This window comes from Nonomuraea fuscirosea (genome assembly GCF_035917475.1).
GTDB classification, from domain to species: Bacteria; Actinomycetota; Actinomycetes; order Streptosporangiales; family Streptosporangiaceae; genus Nonomuraea; species Nonomuraea fuscirosea.
On record NZ_CP109074.1, the window covers coordinates 10,139,924 to 10,153,917 of the forward strand.

A 13,994-nucleotide genomic window follows, 5' to 3' on the forward strand; every position below is an offset into this window, starting at 1 on the left:
TCCTGGGTTCATGCGGGGACGGCACCAGCCCGTCGCCGCGGGTACTTCGCCGGGGTTCAGGACGGGCGCGCTGGGCCCGGCCCTACTTCGCGGTGGACTGGTCGAGCCAGTCGCGGTAGGTGATGGTGCCGAGCTGCGCGCCGTCACCGGGCACCAGCGAGCGCTCGCCGGGCACACTGCCGAAGTAGCGCGCCTGCGGATCGGTGACGACCTCGCGGGTGTCGCCCCAGGCAGCCAGCGCCTTGCGGAAGAACTCGTCCATCCTGTACGTGGTCGGCCCGGCGATCTCGATCCGGCCGTTCAGCGGCGTCCCCACCGCAGTCCTGCCGACCGCCTTGGCCACGTCGTCACCCGCGATCGGCTGGAACAGCACCGGCGCGATGTGCACCTTGCCGTCGACCGTGCCCTCGTCGGCGATGCCGCGGGCGAACTCGAAGAACTGGGTGGAGTGCACCAGCGAGAACGGGATGCCCGACTTCTCGATCAGCTTCTCCTGGGCGATCTTCGCCGCGAAGTAGTCGTTCTCCGGCATCCGCTCGGTCCCCACGATCGAGACCGCGACGTGGTGGCCAACGCCCGCCGCCGCCTCGGCCGCCAGCAGGTTGCCGGTGGAGGTCTGGAAGAACTTCATCACGGCCTCGCGCTCGAACGAGGGCGAGTTCGACACGTCGATCACGACCTGGGCGCCCTTCAGCACCTCGGCCAGGCCCTCGCCGGTCAGCGTGTTGACGCCGGTGTTCGGCGCCGCGGCCACGGCCTCGTGGCCGTGCTCGCCCAGCTTCTTCACCAGCTTCGACCCGATGAGCCCGGTCCCGCCGATCACCACGATCTTCATTGCTGTTCCCTTTCTGCCTTTCGGGGCGCTGTGGTGCGCCCCCGCTGACAGCCAGGACAAGGCAGCCCCCTCGGTTGTGACAGGCGACCTCATGTTCGAGGACGAAGGGTGCGATTTGCGCCTCACCGGGCGCGCCTCACCACGACGCCCCCTCTTTCGCGACAGCTGTCACAAGTCCGGCCCCTGTCCGGTCTTAGCTGGCGGCCGGGGGCGACCCCGGCAAGCCGACGCTCGTGCGGGGACACGGCGCAGCTCGCCCAGTGCGAGTAACGCCGTGCTCCCTCGTTGATCGCAGCCGAGCTGTCGCGGCATGACCGAAATCTGGGATTCTCTGCGAAGGAAGCACATGAGCAACACGTTGAACGGACTGGTCGCCCTCGTCACCGGAGCGTCGTCGGGCATCGGCGAGGCCACCGCGCTGGCCCTCTCAGCGGAAGGGGCACGGGTCGCGGTCGCGGCCCGGCGCGCCGACCGGTTGGAGTCGCTGGCGAGCAAGGCGCCCGATGAGATGCTGGCCCTCGACCTGGACGTGACCGACCAGGAGTCGGTACGGGCCGCGGTCGCGGCGACCGTCGAGCGCTTCGGCGCCCTGGACGTCCTGGTGAACAACGCCGGGGTGATGCTCAACGGCCCGATCCTGGGCGCGGACATCACGCAGTGGACCCGCATGGTCGAGACCAACCTGCTCGGCTCGATGTACATGGTCCACGCGAGTCTTCCCCACCTGGTGGAACGCGGGGGCACGATCGTGCAGGTCTCCTCCACCTCGGGCCGGATCGCGTCGGCCTACTCCGGTGTCTATTCCGCGACCAAGTTCGGCATCGCCGCCTTCTCCGAGTCACTGCGGCAGGAGGTCACCACCCAGGGCGTCCGGGTCGTGGTCGTCGAACCCGGCTTCGTCGCCACCGAGCTGACCAGCCACAACACGGACCCCATGATGGTGGCCGCCGCGCAGGAGATGGCCGCCTCCATGCGCACCCTGCGGTCCGAGGACATCGCCAACGCCGTCGTGTACGCGGTCACCCAGCCGGAGCACGTCGCCGTCAACGAGATCCTCATCCGCCCGACCGACCAGACCCGATAGGCGACCTTCGCCACTCCGTACGTGCCACCGGCCGTACACCCGAACGCGGCGGAAGACGCACCGCGGGCCGGGACCGGGGGCGGCGCGGGAGCATGATCACAACGTGCAGTCCCGCTCCCGGTGCCGGTCGAGTGCGCGGAGCACGTCGGCGCAGGCCTGCGCGAAGCCTGCCAGCCGCTCGGGCCCCAGCACGTTGACGAACAGGGCGTGCACCATCTCGGTGTGCTCGGGGACGGCCTTGCTGATCGCCGCGTAACCCTTGTCGGTGAGCCGCACGTCGGGGTAGCGGCGGTCGTCGGAGTCCACTCGCTCGACCAGCCCGCGTTGCGCCATCCGGGTGAGCTGGTGGGACAGGCGGCTCTTCTCCCACTGGGTCGCGGCGGCCACCTCCGCGACAGGCATCTCCCGCCGCTCCGACTCCGTGAGCCGGACCAGGACCTCGAAGTCGGCCGCGGACAGGTCGCACTCGCGCTGCAGGTGCTGCTGCAGGTGCGAGTTGAGGTGCTTGGCCATTTCGATGTACGTGCGCCACATCCGGTCGGCCTCGCCGAGTTCCTGTTCCCATCCCATGACGCCCAGCCTACTCATTGCTTGACGTATCAACCTGGCGCTGTACGGTAGTCAGGTTGATACATCAACCTACCTGTGGGGAGTTGGTTTCCATGAGCGAGCAGCAGATCATCGCCGTAGTGGGCGCGACCGGAGCGCAAGGGGGCGGGCTGGTCCGCGCGATCCTCGACGACCGCAGCGGGCGGTTCGCCGCCCGAGCCCTGACCCGGGACCCGGGTTCGGCGCGGGCCACGGAACTGGCCGCACTCGGGGCCGAGGTCGTCGGGGCCGACCTCGACGACGCCGGCAGCCTGCGCAAGGCGTTCGACGGCGCCCACGGCGCCTTCGTGGTGACCAACTTCTGGGAGCCTCGTACGCCCGAGGAGGAGCGGGTACGGCCCGCGACCGCCAGGGAACGGGAGCAGGCCGGCAACGCGGCGCGGGCGGGGCAGGAGGCCGGCGTACGGCATTTCGTCTGGTCCACGCTGCCCGACACCCGCGGCTACTTCCGGCCGGGCGACGGGACGCCGACCTTCGGGGGCTCGTACAAGGTGCCGCACGCCGACGGCAAGGCCGAGGCCGACCGGTTCTTCCTGGAGTCGGGCGTGCCCACCACCTTCCTGCAGGCGAACGTCTACTACGAGGCGTTCCTGGACATGTTCGCGCCCCGGCGTGACGAGTCGGGCGCCCTGGTGCTGCCGCTCGGGTTCGGCGAGGCGCGGGTGGCCGCACACGCCGCGGAGGACGTCGGCAGGACCGCGCTGGGGATCTTCCGCCACGGGCTCGGGCTGGCCGGCCGGCGGGTGAGCGTCGCCGGGTCCCTGCTCACCGGCGAGCAGTACGCCGCAGCCCTGAGTCTGGCGCTCGGCGAGCCCGTCACCTACCAGTCGGTCAGCCCTGACCTGATCCGGGCCGCGGGGTTCCCGGGCGCGGGCGAGGTCGGCAACATGCTCCAGTACCTGATCGCGGCCGCCCCGGACATCGCCGAGCTCATCGACTATGAGCAGCTGCGCGAGCTCAACCCAAGCCTGCAGTCATTCGACACGTGGCTGACCACCCACCTGCCGGCCTTGGCGAACATCTCCTCAAGTGCGCCGTCGTAGCCGGTGAGTTGCTCGACGGATGTAGTAGACCACCCATCTCCGCAGGGCCCGTCCACCTCGGCCACATGGAGTGGACCCGGAACACCGGTCCAGCGACGTCCGGATCATGCCCGCGCTCACGAGCGACCTGTGGATAACCGGTCGCCCAGTTGGGCCGCCTTGCGGGCGTCACCGGGGATCTGCTGGAGAAGATGGCGGCGGTGCCCCTAGACGGAGGCGGTGCCGGCGCCAGATTCCTTCGGCCGGAGGAGGCGTCATAGAGGGGCGGGGTTCAGGGGCGGGGTGTTCTGCGGCGGCGGGCGGCTGTGACGTGGTGGGTGTAGGCCAGGTGGTCGGCTCGTTCCTCGTCGCCTTCGGCTATCGCGTCGAGGAGCGCCTGGTGCTCCCGGTACCGGCGGATGAAGCGTTCGGGCCGGCTGTCGATCCGCTCGATGGTGCGGTGCAGCCGTCCGTCCCGTGAGAACACCCGCGACTGCGCGAGCAGGGCCTCCATGACCGGGTTGCCCGCGGCGCTCTCGATCCGTTGGTGGAAGCGGGCGAGGATCGCCATCACCCGGGCCAGCGATTCGGCGCATTCGTTCAGCGTCTCGGGGTCGTACCGCGCGATCTGCAGGGAGCGCGGCCCGGTGCGTACGACGACCCGTTCGTGGATGAGCTGCCGCAGCGCCTCACGCACGGGCGTGGGGCTCACGCCGAGCCGGGCCGCCAGCTCCCGCTCGGTGACCTTCTGCCCGCGCGCCAGCGTGCCGTCCTGCACCGCGGCGCGCAGCCAGGCGTACACCTGGTCGGCCAGGCTGGTGGCCCAGACGCCGCCCCAGGGATCGAATGCCACGCCAACACCATATGCTGTAGCAAAAATGGGACACAAGCGCGGGCCCAATGCCCCGAAGATGGCGGAAAGCGGGTCCCGTCAGGGTGCGATGCCGACGCCGTCGATCCGGCTCCAGACGCGCTCCTGCGCGGCGGTCATCGCGGGCCAGCGCAGGCCGCCGGGCCGGGGCGGGATCTTGGTGGCGAACGCCTCAGGGTGGAAGCTCGAGTCGTAGTAGCATCCGCTGTCATACGTGCGTTCGAAAGAGTCACAGGAGCGGGCGATCGCGTCCAGGGCCGGCTTCCGGCCGGTGCGTGCCCACTTGTCGAGCGCGGTGATGGAGGCGGCGTACTCGGAGTTGCTCAACTCGCCGTGCTCGGACTCCGTCGTGAACGTCTGGACGAGACGCCCGTCGCGGCCGGCGGCCTTGAGGGTGGCGCGGTAGGCCGCCTCATGCTCGACGACGACCTGCGGGTCGTTGATCGCGTGCAGGGACAGGACCGGGATGTTCACCCGGCCGGTGAGGTCGCTGTCGTAGGACAGGTCGCGGCGCGCGCTGGGGTCGGGCGAGAATCGGGCCACGCCCGCGTTGAGCGCCTTGTCGTCGTGGGAGCCGGTGTAGCGCACGCCCCGGTTGCCGAACGGGTTACGGCCGCCGAGCCGCTTGAACACGATGTCCTGGAACAGGTAGGTCGCGTACAGCAGATCTGTTTTCAGGGACTTTTCCTGGATGCGGGTGACGGCGAGGATGTCGTCGAGATTGCGCTGCTGCCGCGCGGTCCGCTCGTCGGAGTCGATGCCGGTGCATTCCTGCAGGCGGGCCTGGATCGCGGCGGGCGTCAGGGGGGAGCCGGCGGGGAGCCCCTGCCACAGCGGGTACTGCCGCTCCGACGGGCGGGGAAGGTTGCGGCAGTAGTACTGGTAGACCACCCGCAGGTCCACGCGGTGGTCGTAGCCGCGCGAGCCGCCGCTCAGGTTGCCGCTGGTCAGCAGCATCCCGTGGTACGCGCCGCGCTTGGTGCCGTAGGTCTCGGCGACCTTGGCCGCGACGTTGCCGCCCCAGGACTGGCCGTGGAGGTAGGTGCGGGAGGGCCGGCCGAAGCGCGCCACGAACAGGCGGCGCACGTTCTCGGTGTCGGCGGCGGCCATCCTGACCCCGTAGCCGCCGCGCCGGTAGGAGGAGGCGGCCCAGGCGTATCCCTGGTCGACCATCACCGCCCAGCGCGCGAGGTCCTCGGTCGGGGTGGAGGCGTCGTAGGAGGCGTCGGGGCCGCCGTGGGCGTGCACGACGAGGGAGCCGTTCCAGCGCTTCGGGACGGCCATCGCGTAGTACGCGCCGTGGGCGTCCCGGCCGGTGTAGCAGGTGGCCTTAGCGGCCAGGCCCGACGGGCAGGCCGCGCGCCTGGGTTTCGTGGCGGGCGCGTCGGCCCGGGCGGCGGGTGTGACGGCTTGGGCGGACGCGGCGGCCTGGGCGGCGGGTGTGACGGCTTGGGCGGACGCGGCGGCCTGGGCGGGCGGGACTCCCGGCGGGCCGGCGAGCACGGCGGTGAGCAAGGTCACCGTCGTGATCACCGTGCGGCGGCGCCCGGGATGCGTCGGTGCGGACGCGTCAGAGGTAGTCAAGGAGTCGCTCCTTCGTACGCTCGGTGCGGTCCGCGGATCGGGTGGAAGGCAGGGGAAAACGCCCCCTGCCAGGACCGCCTTTGGAGCGTAGCGTTCTATGTGCTACAGCAAACAGCGGCCGAGGCACCCCGAGTGGAGGCACTGTCAGTCGAGGAAACGGCCGGCGATCCGGGAGACGTTCGAGTCGTGACTGTGGGCCCTCATCAGCTCCTCGGCCCGGTCCCCGTCACCGGAGGCGATGGCCGCGAAGATGGCCCGGTGCTGCCCGTAACGCTCATCGAGGCGCTCCCGGTGCTCACCGCGCGCCTGGGACAGCACGCTGTCGCGTCGCTCCGCCGTACCGAAGGCGTCAACGGTACGCAGCATCTGGATCAGCGTCGCGTTGCCGCCGGCCTCGTCCACGAGCAGGTGGAAACGCCGCATGAGTTCCTGGATCTCACCCACCAGCTCCAGCTCCCGCTCGCTACCCGGGGCGAGCTGGCGCATCTCGGCACGCAGCGCGTCCGCCTCGTCGAGGCAGCCGGCCATCGCGCGCCGCTGGGCCGCCGTCGACTTCTCCGCGGCCAGCCGGGCGGCCAGCGCCCGGAGCACATCCTCGATCATGGTGAACTCGCGGAGCTCGTCCTTGCCGAACTCGGCGATGCGGACCGACCGCAGACCCGTCCGCTCCACCAGGCGGTCCTGCTCCAGCCGTCGCAGCGCCTCGCGGACGGGGGTCGCGCTGATGTTGAGCGACTCGGCCAGCCCGCGCTCGGTGACCTTCTCCCCCCGCCTCAGCGAGCCGGTGACGATGGCCTCACGGATCGCGGCGTACGCCTGGTCGCCGAGGGTCACCGGCGCGGGAAGCTGGGGAAGAGCGGCCATGGAGGGGATGGTATGTGCTACAGCATCCTTGTCAATCCACCGCTGACGCGATCGCGCCCGGGAACTGCACCACCAGAGTGGCGGTGCCGGGTGCCCCACCCGCATCAGGTGGAGCACCCGGCGAGAGCTCTGGCGGGCTAGCGGGAGACCGACCAGGTAGGAGATGAACTTGACGGTGCGCCAGTCGTCGCTGCGGTCGGGTTCGGCCCGCCACAGGAGCTCATCGCCGCTGCTGCAGGTTCTGACGACGCGGAGGTCATCCGTACCGGCGAACTACAGTCCTGGTTCCTCGCCGAACACCTCGTCGACACGCCCCTCGTACGAACTGTCCAGGATTGAAGACCGCCGGGGGCGGGAGACCGGCGGGGACCTTCCGGCTGTGCGATTCTCGCGAGGAGTGCTGCTACAGGTGATCGCGGTCGGCGTTCGCCCGGCACGTCTCGTAGTTCGTGTGACGGATGGTGCGGAAGTTGTCGATCGACATCCAGCCGTACGTTCTCGTCCCCTTCACCCGGCCGAAGACCCAGAGGTGGCCGTGCCGGTTCTTCACCCAGCAGTGAAAGTACATGACCCGGCCGCTGCCGAGCCTGGCCACGTTCGCGCAGTGGCCCGCGTAGGGCCCCTTCTTGAGGTTGTAGGAACCCTTCATCACGCCGTAGCCGCCGTCCAGGTTGGAGGTGGCGTACCCGGAACACGGAGGCGGGACGGCCGACGCGGCCGACGCGGCCGGCGCGTTCACGAGTGTCGCTGCCATGATCGCGCCGGTCGTGACCAGCATTCCTACCGCCTTGGCCGCGAATCGCATGGTGCCTCCTTTGTTCTGTTGGCCGACTGGCTGTCCATATGGTGCGCGGGGTGGCGTCGAGAAGCTGTTGAGTGTTCGTTGAGAGGGCGGGAGCAAAAGGACTTGCCCGAATGACGAGGATGGATTTCATGGCCGCCATGAGTGCGCTTTCTGTCAGGCTGGGTGGCGTGTGCGCCGTCCTCGGCGCGGTCGGCTACCTGGCCGCCGGCGCGTTACACAGAGACCTGCCCAGCGGGGCGGAGAACGCCGTTCCACACGTCGCCGCGCATCCCGAATGGCACGCCATCCATCTGCTGGCCATCCTCGCCGTGGCCCTCTGGCCGATCGCCTTCGCCGGCCTGACGGCCGTACTCACCGAAGGCTGGAGCGCGATCCTCGCCAGGATCGCCACCGGTGCGGTTCTCGTCGGCCTGGTCATCTACGTCATCGACACCGCCTTGGACGGGTACGTCCTCAAAGTGGCCGCCGACACATGGGCCGCCGCCTCCGGCACCGAAAAGCAGGAGGCATTCCTGATCGCGTCAGCGGTGTACCGCGTGCTCCAGGCCACCTTCGTCGCCTCCATCATCTGGCTGGTGGGCGTCCCCTTCTCCCTGATGGGCCTGGCCGTCGCCGTGGGCCGGGCCTTCCCCCGCTGGCTCGGCTGGGCCGCCTTCCTGGTGGGGCTGTTCGTCACGACGGCCGGGATCACGTACTACCTGGGCATCGACGCCATCCCGCACCTCGCCGGATTCGTCGGCCCGAGCGGTCTGCTGATGATCTGGATGCTCGTCATGGGGATCCTCATGACGAGGTCGGCGCGCCGATCGCAGGTGTGAGGCCGGGCGCGGAGTTCCGTAAAGGCGTACATGCGAGGACTGTCATATTGTTCTGGTGGCCGCCTATGGCGCCGCTCTGATTCGGCGCAACCGCACGTGAGGCTGCGGGCCGTTTATCAGCGGCAAGACAAGTCTGAACGCATCCAGGCCGCTAGCATGATGGATACCAAAAGCCGTAATTCAAAGGACGTTACCTCGTGCTTGAGATGTCCGATGCTGTGGACCTGCAGGTGGTTGTCGAGGGTGCGGAAGCCGAGACCCACGCGGTGGGGTTGTTCAACTGGCTCGGTTCCGAGGACGAACTGCGCGGGCGGGTGCGGCCTCAGCGGCGGGCACCGAAGCCGGGAGAGATGGGCTCGGCGGTGGAGTTGCTGACGGTGGCGGTGGGCTCCGGCGGCGCCGTGGCGGTGCTGATCCAGTCGGTGTGCACCTGGCTCACCTCACGCGGCGCCGACGTCAAGGTCACCGTCACCACCGCCGACGGGCGGCGGGTCGAGGTGGACGTCCGTCGAGCCGCGGACCCGGCCGCGGTGCTGCGGGAGGTGTCGGAACAGTTCCCGCCGGCTGTCGAGGGGCATGGTGAGTCGTAAGCCGTTCCTGGAGGGTGGGGGCAGCCGGGCGGTGCTCATCGGGGCGGGTACCTTCCACGACCCGGAGTTGCCTGACATCCCGGCCGTACGCACGAATCTGGAAGATTTGCGGCAGGTGCTGACGCATCCCGTTCATGGCCTCTTCGAAGCCGATCACTGTCAGACTTTGGCCGATCCGGCGGATCAGGCCGCTGTCGGCGTGGCCCTGACCGCCGCCGTCCGCGAGGCGAAGGATCTGCTGCTGGTCTATTACTGCGGGCACGGGGTCCTCGACGACACCGGAGCCCTGCATTTCGCTCTGACCGGTACGAACGCCGAACACGTCGGCTTCTCCGCCATTCACGTCGACCTGGTCAAACGCATGGTCGGCAGCGCTCGCGCCAAAGCCCGCGTGCTCCTCCTGGACTGCTGTTTCTCCGGCCAGGCCGTCACCGTCATGAGCGACCGGCGTCGCCTCGCCCTGGGGCAGCTCGATCTGACGGGCACTTATACCCTGACGTCCACGCCTGCCAATTCCCTCTCTCACGCTCCACTCGGTGCCCGGAACACCGCTTTCACCGGAGCGTTGCTGAACGCGCTACGCGAACCCGGCCCGCTCACCCTGGACGAGATCCACCGCCACGTCGACCGGGAACTGATCGGCCGGGGCTTTCCCCGTCCGCAACGCCGTTCCGTCGGCAGCGCCGGAAATCTCACCGTGACGCGGGGGCCGATCCGGCCTCGGCAGGAGTCCCGTCCGGCCACTTCTCCCAAGAAGCCGCCGAGCGCTGCGGCGAAGACCGGCCGTGCTCTGCTCGCGATGTTGCCGCTGGCCTTGCTCCAGGGCAGCACCTACGTACCTCAGGAGCCGGGCTCGTTCCTCGATGCCCCGCGCATAGTGGCGGGAGTCTGGCAGGACGAAGGAAATCGCCGCAACGGAGCAAGATCGAGCTACAACGAAGACGCGATCAACGGGCTGCTTCGTCTTGCCGGCTTCAAGGAAGAGATCGCCTTCAACAAGGTCCCCCGAGAACAGGCGATGAGCACGCTGATGAGAGGTGAGGCCCACATCGTCGGCACGCTGGGCATCATCCCGTCCAGAGAAGCAGTGGCCGACTTCGTCGGTCCGCTCGCGTCCTCGCGACTGGGCGTGCTGGTTCGTCGCGGCGAAAAAGGCATCGAAAAACCTGCTCACCTTTCCGGGCGACGCGTATGCACGATCGCCGGGTCGACGACAGCCGACTCCTTGGAGAAGGCCGTGAACGGGGCACAGATCTACCTGCAGAAGGGCTTCGCCGACTGCCTCACCTGGCTGCGTCGGCGTGCCGTGGACGCGATCGCCGGAGACCGGCTGACGCTCGCCGGTATCCAGCTGGCGGAGCGAGAAGACATTCAACTCGTCGCGGACATCAGGTTCGGCCCACGCGAATCCACGGGATTCGCGATCAGCAAGGGCGACCACGATACGTGCGAACGCCTCCGCATCGCCTTGCAGAAATACGTCGGCAGCAAGGACTGGCGGAATCACTTCAGTGAACGCCTGCCTTCGAAATCGGATTACGTCGATGCGCAACCCACTGTGGAAGAGATCGATGAAATGTCGTGCCGAGCGCGCGCAGCAGGCTGAGCGGCCCGCGATGACGTGCGTTCTGCGCCAGTCCCGGCTCACCGGCCGGCTGCGTGGGTGTTAGGGGAGCCGGGCGACGAAGTCGTCGAAATAGGTTCGGATTTCGGAGACGCTCTCCACGAAGAGCCCGTTGTGATGGCATGCTCATAAGGGGCGGCCGCACAAAAAGTGGGCGACGACCGCCCGGCACTCAGCCTTCCTCGTCGTCTCCGCGCCGGCGGAGCGCTCGCTCAGCGATGCCGCTGGAGAGCTTGCCCGTCACCGACCTGGCCAGGTCGAGGGTCTCGTTGCCGAGGCGCCTGGCGGCATCGACGCCATCTGCTCCTGTTTCGAGCGCTTGGTCTCTCACCTCTTTGGCCGCGTCCGCCCATCGTCTCGCCTGTGATGACTTGCGAACGCGCCCGATCCCGAGCCGCCCGTGGAGGTCGACGATGGCGCGCGAGACATGATTGCTCGACTGCACTACGGCCGGGGCCTTGGCCGGATACATCAGCACCTTGGTGTTGGCCGTGGCAGCAGCCGCATCCATGCGGGCCATCAGACGGTCGGTGCTCCGTGAGATGAGTTCCAGCCGGTCCTTCCTGGCGGCCCGCAATCCGAGGCGATGCCCGTTCAACTCCCCCGGAGACGCGTCCAGCACCCGGTCGAGTTCAAGCACGGCGATCGCGTCCTGCAGTTGGAAGCAGCGAGCCAGCACAGCGAGCCACTCCTGTCCTTTGGACTCTGCTTCCTTGGCCGCCTTGGCGAGATCAACGAACTTGGTTGTGCCTCCCAGTTTTTCCGCGAGCGCGTCGAGTTGACGCAACGCATACGCCTGAGTCTCTGCGATCGTCGCCGGCGCGGTCTGCACCTTCGACCACGTGACTTCGTCGACCCGGCCCCTCGTCTCTCGGATGGTCATGGCCTCCTCGATGACGAAGCCCACGCCGATCATGCGGGCCAACACGGCGTCCTTCTGGCCGCGCAGCACATCGTCGACCTTCTCTTCGATCGTGACGAGATAGTCGGTGATTTCGTTCATAGCCAGCTGCATCGCAAGCTGCGCCATAACCGCTGCAGCAGTAGCCAGAAGCGCCGGGTTGGGCACAACCGATCCGGGCCCCTTCGCGATCTGGAGCCATGATTTGATCGAGCCCGGCTGCCCCACCATTGCGTGGCTGACGCCTGGAGTCTTGCTTTCCATCAGCCCGATTTTCTTGACAAGCTGCGCGGACTCCTTAGTCAGCTGCACCCAGCGACCTGAGTTGGCGGCGATCTCGGAACCTGCCTGTAGGGCTCCAGCCCCGATACCGAGAACAGATCCGAGCCGTTGCAGTCCGAGGTCCTTCGACGGCAGTCCCTCAGAGACCAGGAAGCGTTCGGCAGCGGTCGGGTGCCCGATGACCGCCAGGCCATCGCCGTCACTGATCAGTTGAATCTCGTTATCCATCACCGACTCCTGAAATGAAGCGACTCTTCGCTGTTGAGGGTGGAGTCGGGGTGCGAGCGGCGATCACGGGGTGTGTGTCGAGCACCTACCGGACGGGGATTTCCACGCTCACCGTCCGGCGGAGGCCCTCGATGCGCCCCACGCTACCCTCAACGCCCCTGGCCTGTCCGCGTTCTGCGGCACCTCGTCTACGCCGGAGGCACGACCGGGCCGAGCCGTACCGGATCACTCACTGCCGAGTACGGAGTCGTACCCGTGGCCTTATCGGGAGCGGCGGCGGGAGGCGCAGTTCACGCAGGTCTTGATGGCCGGGAGGATCTGCAGGCGCTCGATGGGGATGCGTTGCCCGCACCTCGCGCAGGTCCCGTAGGTGCCATCGCGTAGCCGCTCGGAAGCGAGGTCCAGTTCGGCGAGGTGTGCCAGGGTCTGATCGAGAAGGGCCTGAACGTGGGCCCGCTCGAACGCCGTGGATGTGCCCTCGGGGTCATGCTCGTCGTCGGAGGCCGTCAGCGCTGACGATGTGACGATCTCGTCCCGGTCGCGGCCCAGCAGGGCGATGCGGTCCGTGGTGTTGCGGCGGTCGGCGTCGAGTAGTTCGCGTATGGTCGCCTGCTCGGAGGGGGAGAGCGCGGCGTCCCGATGATGTTCGGTCATCACTGCTCCTCACCTTCCCCATCAGATTAGTCGCGGCCCTTCCCCAGCCGCACGCCCCAGAGCTCGGCCGCCGGGTCACGGGCAGCGCACCTCTGGGGTGCGTTCCACGAACTGCGCGTACCGCTCGAACGCCCGCTCAACCTCTGCCCGGTCGCTTCCGTGGAGTGGTGCGAGTGGTTGCACGGCGATCCGTACCCGGCTTTTCGTGAGGGTGCGTTTCCAGATGGCCACGACCCGGCCGGCGCGTACCACGGTGGACTGGAAGATCCCGTTGTTGCCGGGGATGATGGCCGCCTTGTGCTCGTCGGCGACCATGAGTGAGCGGTCTTTGTAGCCCAGCAGGTATTCGTCGAACCCGGGCAGCACGAGCAGCTCGTCGTCGCCGGCCGGGGGAGGGGTGGTGTCGAGGAGCGCGGCGTCGAGGTAGGTCTCCACGCCGTGGACGGTAACCCTGGCCAGCGCGTCGCCGGCCACGGCGATGCCGCGTTTGGAGTCGGCCGCGGTCAGGCCGGTCCAGCCCGCGAAGTCTTGCCTTGTGGTCGGTCCCCGGCCGCGGAAGTAGCGCAGGGCGATGGTGCCCAGCGCCTCGTCGCGCTCCGGCCGGTGCGGGTCGGGAACCCACTCGTCGAGCAGCACGAAGCTCTGCTCGTTGCCGATGTTGGGGGCGATGCACAGCAGGCCGCGCTGGCTGGCGTACCACAGCAGGTGGTAGCCGCGCTGGCCGCTGGTGTCGATGCCCTTGTCGGCCAACACGGCCAGGCACTCCGACCGGGTCAGCCGCCCGCCGCCAGTCAGAGCCGCGCCCAGCACCTCCATGGCCTGAACGGTGGTCTCCTCCGAGAGGCCGAGTTGTTCGCGCCGCCTCGCCGCGCCGTTCAGCACCCGGACGCCCATCATTTCGACCATCCAGCGGGCGTCGCGGGACGGGACGAAATGGATGGTGCCGCGCATCGGCCAGGTGCGCAGCGCCTCACGCCGCTCCAGCGCGTCGGTGACATCGGCGGCGGTGAGTCCGGGCAGGCGCACGCCGAACGACCACAGGCCGCTGGCCAGGTCCTGCGCTTGCATCGCCCCCAGCCAAGTCACCACTTCGACCACGCTCGTCGCCCGCCTGGCATCGCCGGGCGACGCTCGAAGCAGCAGGCTGGACATCCGCAGGCCGAGCACCTGCTGGGGGGAGAGTTCCACCGGTCAACCGTATCCTTCGGCGCCGACAATCTCGC

The 13,994-nt window shown here is 68.6% G+C and carries 14 protein-coding genes; 5 read left to right on the plus strand and 9 right to left on the minus strand.

Going from position 1 to position 13,994, the window contains the following annotated elements:
• Positions 1-82: 82 nt before the first annotated feature.
• Entirely contained in the window at positions 83-835 is a 753-nt protein-coding gene (locus tag OIE67_RS46535; protein ID WP_326632657.1) for an SDR family oxidoreductase, read from the minus strand.
• A 346-nt stretch (positions 836-1,181) separates the two neighbouring features.
• On the opposite strand from OIE67_RS46535, the gene OIE67_RS46540 reads away from it, so the two are divergent.
• Positions 1,182-1,919 carry an SDR family NAD(P)-dependent oxidoreductase gene (locus tag OIE67_RS46540; protein ID WP_326632659.1) on the plus strand — a complete coding sequence of 246 codons (738 nt, stop codon included), beginning with the start codon at positions 1,182-1,184 and terminating at the stop codon, positions 1,917-1,919.
• A 96-nt stretch (positions 1,920-2,015) separates the two neighbouring features.
• Here the strand turns inward: OIE67_RS46540 and OIE67_RS46545 are convergent, their stop codons facing one another.
• On the minus strand, positions 2,016-2,489 hold the full coding sequence (locus OIE67_RS46545; protein ID WP_326632661.1) for a MarR family winged helix-turn-helix transcriptional regulator: 474 nt from the start codon (positions 2,487-2,489) through the stop codon (positions 2,016-2,018).
• 92 nt (positions 2,490-2,581) lie between these two features.
• Here OIE67_RS46545 and OIE67_RS46550 point away from each other — a divergent pair, with 92 nt between their 5' ends.
• Positions 2,582-3,571 carry an NmrA/HSCARG family protein gene (locus OIE67_RS46550; protein WP_326632663.1) on the plus strand — a complete coding sequence of 330 codons (990 nt, stop codon included), beginning with the start codon at positions 2,582-2,584 and terminating at the stop codon, positions 3,569-3,571.
• Positions 3,572-3,842: 271 nt separating this feature from the next.
• Here the strand turns inward: OIE67_RS46550 and OIE67_RS46555 are convergent, their stop codons facing one another.
• The 4 genes from OIE67_RS46555 to OIE67_RS46570 form a co-directional block, all read right to left on the minus strand.
• Positions 3,843-4,403 (minus strand): GntR family transcriptional regulator, encoded by a 561-nt coding sequence (locus OIE67_RS46555; RefSeq protein ID WP_326632665.1) that lies wholly within the window; start codon positions 4,401-4,403, stop codon positions 3,843-3,845.
• Positions 4,404-4,481: 78 nt separating this feature from the next.
• Positions 4,482-6,005: an alpha/beta hydrolase family protein gene (locus OIE67_RS46560; RefSeq protein WP_326632667.1), complete on the minus strand. Its 1,524-nt coding sequence runs from the start codon at positions 6,003-6,005 to the stop codon at positions 4,482-4,484.
• Positions 6,006-6,149: 144 nt separating this feature from the next.
• Positions 6,150-6,869, minus strand: a complete 720-nt coding sequence (locus OIE67_RS46565; protein WP_326632668.1) for a GntR family transcriptional regulator — start codon at positions 6,867-6,869, stop codon at positions 6,150-6,152.
• 403 nt (positions 6,870-7,272) lie between these two features.
• Positions 7,273-7,674, minus strand: a complete 402-nt coding sequence (locus OIE67_RS46570; RefSeq protein WP_326632670.1) for a hypothetical protein — start codon at positions 7,672-7,674, stop codon at positions 7,273-7,275.
• Positions 7,675-7,811: 137 nt separating this feature from the next.
• Between OIE67_RS46570 and OIE67_RS46575 the strand changes: the two genes are divergently transcribed.
• The 3 genes from OIE67_RS46575 (at position 7,812) to OIE67_RS46585 (ending at position 10,688) form a co-directional block, all read left to right on the plus strand.
• Complete coding sequence (locus OIE67_RS46575) at positions 7,812-8,492, plus strand: DUF4386 family protein (RefSeq protein ID WP_326632672.1); 681 nt, start codon at positions 7,812-7,814, stop codon at positions 8,490-8,492.
• A gap of 206 nt (positions 8,493-8,698) precedes the next feature.
• Complete coding sequence (locus OIE67_RS46580) at positions 8,699-9,082, plus strand: effector-associated constant component EACC1 (protein WP_326632674.1); 384 nt, start codon at positions 8,699-8,701, stop codon at positions 9,080-9,082.
• A 31-nt stretch (positions 9,083-9,113) separates the two neighbouring features.
• On the plus strand, positions 9,114-10,688 hold the full coding sequence (locus tag OIE67_RS46585; RefSeq protein ID WP_326632675.1) for a caspase, EACC1-associated type: 1,575 nt from the start codon (positions 9,114-9,116) through the stop codon (positions 10,686-10,688).
• A 190-nt stretch (positions 10,689-10,878) separates the two neighbouring features.
• Here OIE67_RS46585 and OIE67_RS46590 read toward each other — a convergent pair whose 3' ends face one another.
• The 3 genes from OIE67_RS46590 to OIE67_RS46600 all read right to left on the minus strand — a co-directional run bounded on the left by OIE67_RS46590 (position 10,879) and on the right by OIE67_RS46600 (position 13,959).
• Positions 10,879-12,117: a hypothetical protein gene (locus tag OIE67_RS46590; RefSeq protein WP_326632677.1), complete on the minus strand. Its 1,239-nt coding sequence runs from the start codon at positions 12,115-12,117 to the stop codon at positions 10,879-10,881.
• 261 nt (positions 12,118-12,378) lie between these two features.
• Positions 12,379-12,771: a TraR/DksA family transcriptional regulator gene (locus OIE67_RS46595; RefSeq protein ID WP_326632679.1), complete on the minus strand. Its 393-nt coding sequence runs from the start codon at positions 12,769-12,771 to the stop codon at positions 12,379-12,381.
• 75 nt (positions 12,772-12,846) lie between these two features.
• Positions 12,847-13,959 carry a winged helix DNA-binding domain-containing protein gene (locus OIE67_RS46600; protein ID WP_326632681.1) on the minus strand — a complete coding sequence of 371 codons (1,113 nt, stop codon included), beginning with the start codon at positions 13,957-13,959 and terminating at the stop codon, positions 12,847-12,849.
• Positions 13,960-13,994: the final 35 nt, after the last annotated feature.

Bases quoted from the DNA above. Each gene is read 5' to 3' on its own strand.
- OIE67_RS46580 (WP_326632674.1), top strand. From the start codon at position 8,699: ATGTCCGATGCTGTGGACCTGCAGGTGGTTGTCGAGGGTGCGGAAGCC.
- OIE67_RS46590 (WP_326632677.1), bottom strand. From the start codon at position 12,117: ATGGATAACGAGATTCAACTGATCAGTGACGGCGATGGCCTGGCGGTC.
- OIE67_RS46575 (WP_326632672.1), top strand. From the start codon at position 7,812: ATGAGTGCGCTTTCTGTCAGGCTGGGTGGCGTGTGCGCCGTCCTCGGC.
- OIE67_RS46570 (WP_326632670.1), bottom strand. From the start codon at position 7,674: ATGCGATTCGCGGCCAAGGCGGTAGGAATGCTGGTCACGACCGGCGCG.
- OIE67_RS46595 (WP_326632679.1), bottom strand. From the start codon at position 12,771: ATGACCGAACATCATCGGGACGCCGCGCTCTCCCCCTCCGAGCAGGCG.
- OIE67_RS46535 (WP_326632657.1), bottom strand. From the start codon at position 835: ATGAAGATCGTGGTGATCGGCGGGACCGGGCTCATCGGGTCGAAGCTG.
- OIE67_RS46565 (WP_326632668.1), bottom strand. From the start codon at position 6,869: ATGGCCGCTCTTCCCCAGCTTCCCGCGCCGGTGACCCTCGGCGACCAG.
- OIE67_RS46550 (WP_326632663.1), top strand. From the start codon at position 2,582: ATGAGCGAGCAGCAGATCATCGCCGTAGTGGGCGCGACCGGAGCGCAA.
- OIE67_RS46545 (WP_326632661.1), bottom strand. From the start codon at position 2,489: ATGGGATGGGAACAGGAACTCGGCGAGGCCGACCGGATGTGGCGCACG.
- OIE67_RS46540 (WP_326632659.1), top strand. From the start codon at position 1,182: ATGAGCAACACGTTGAACGGACTGGTCGCCCTCGTCACCGGAGCGTCG.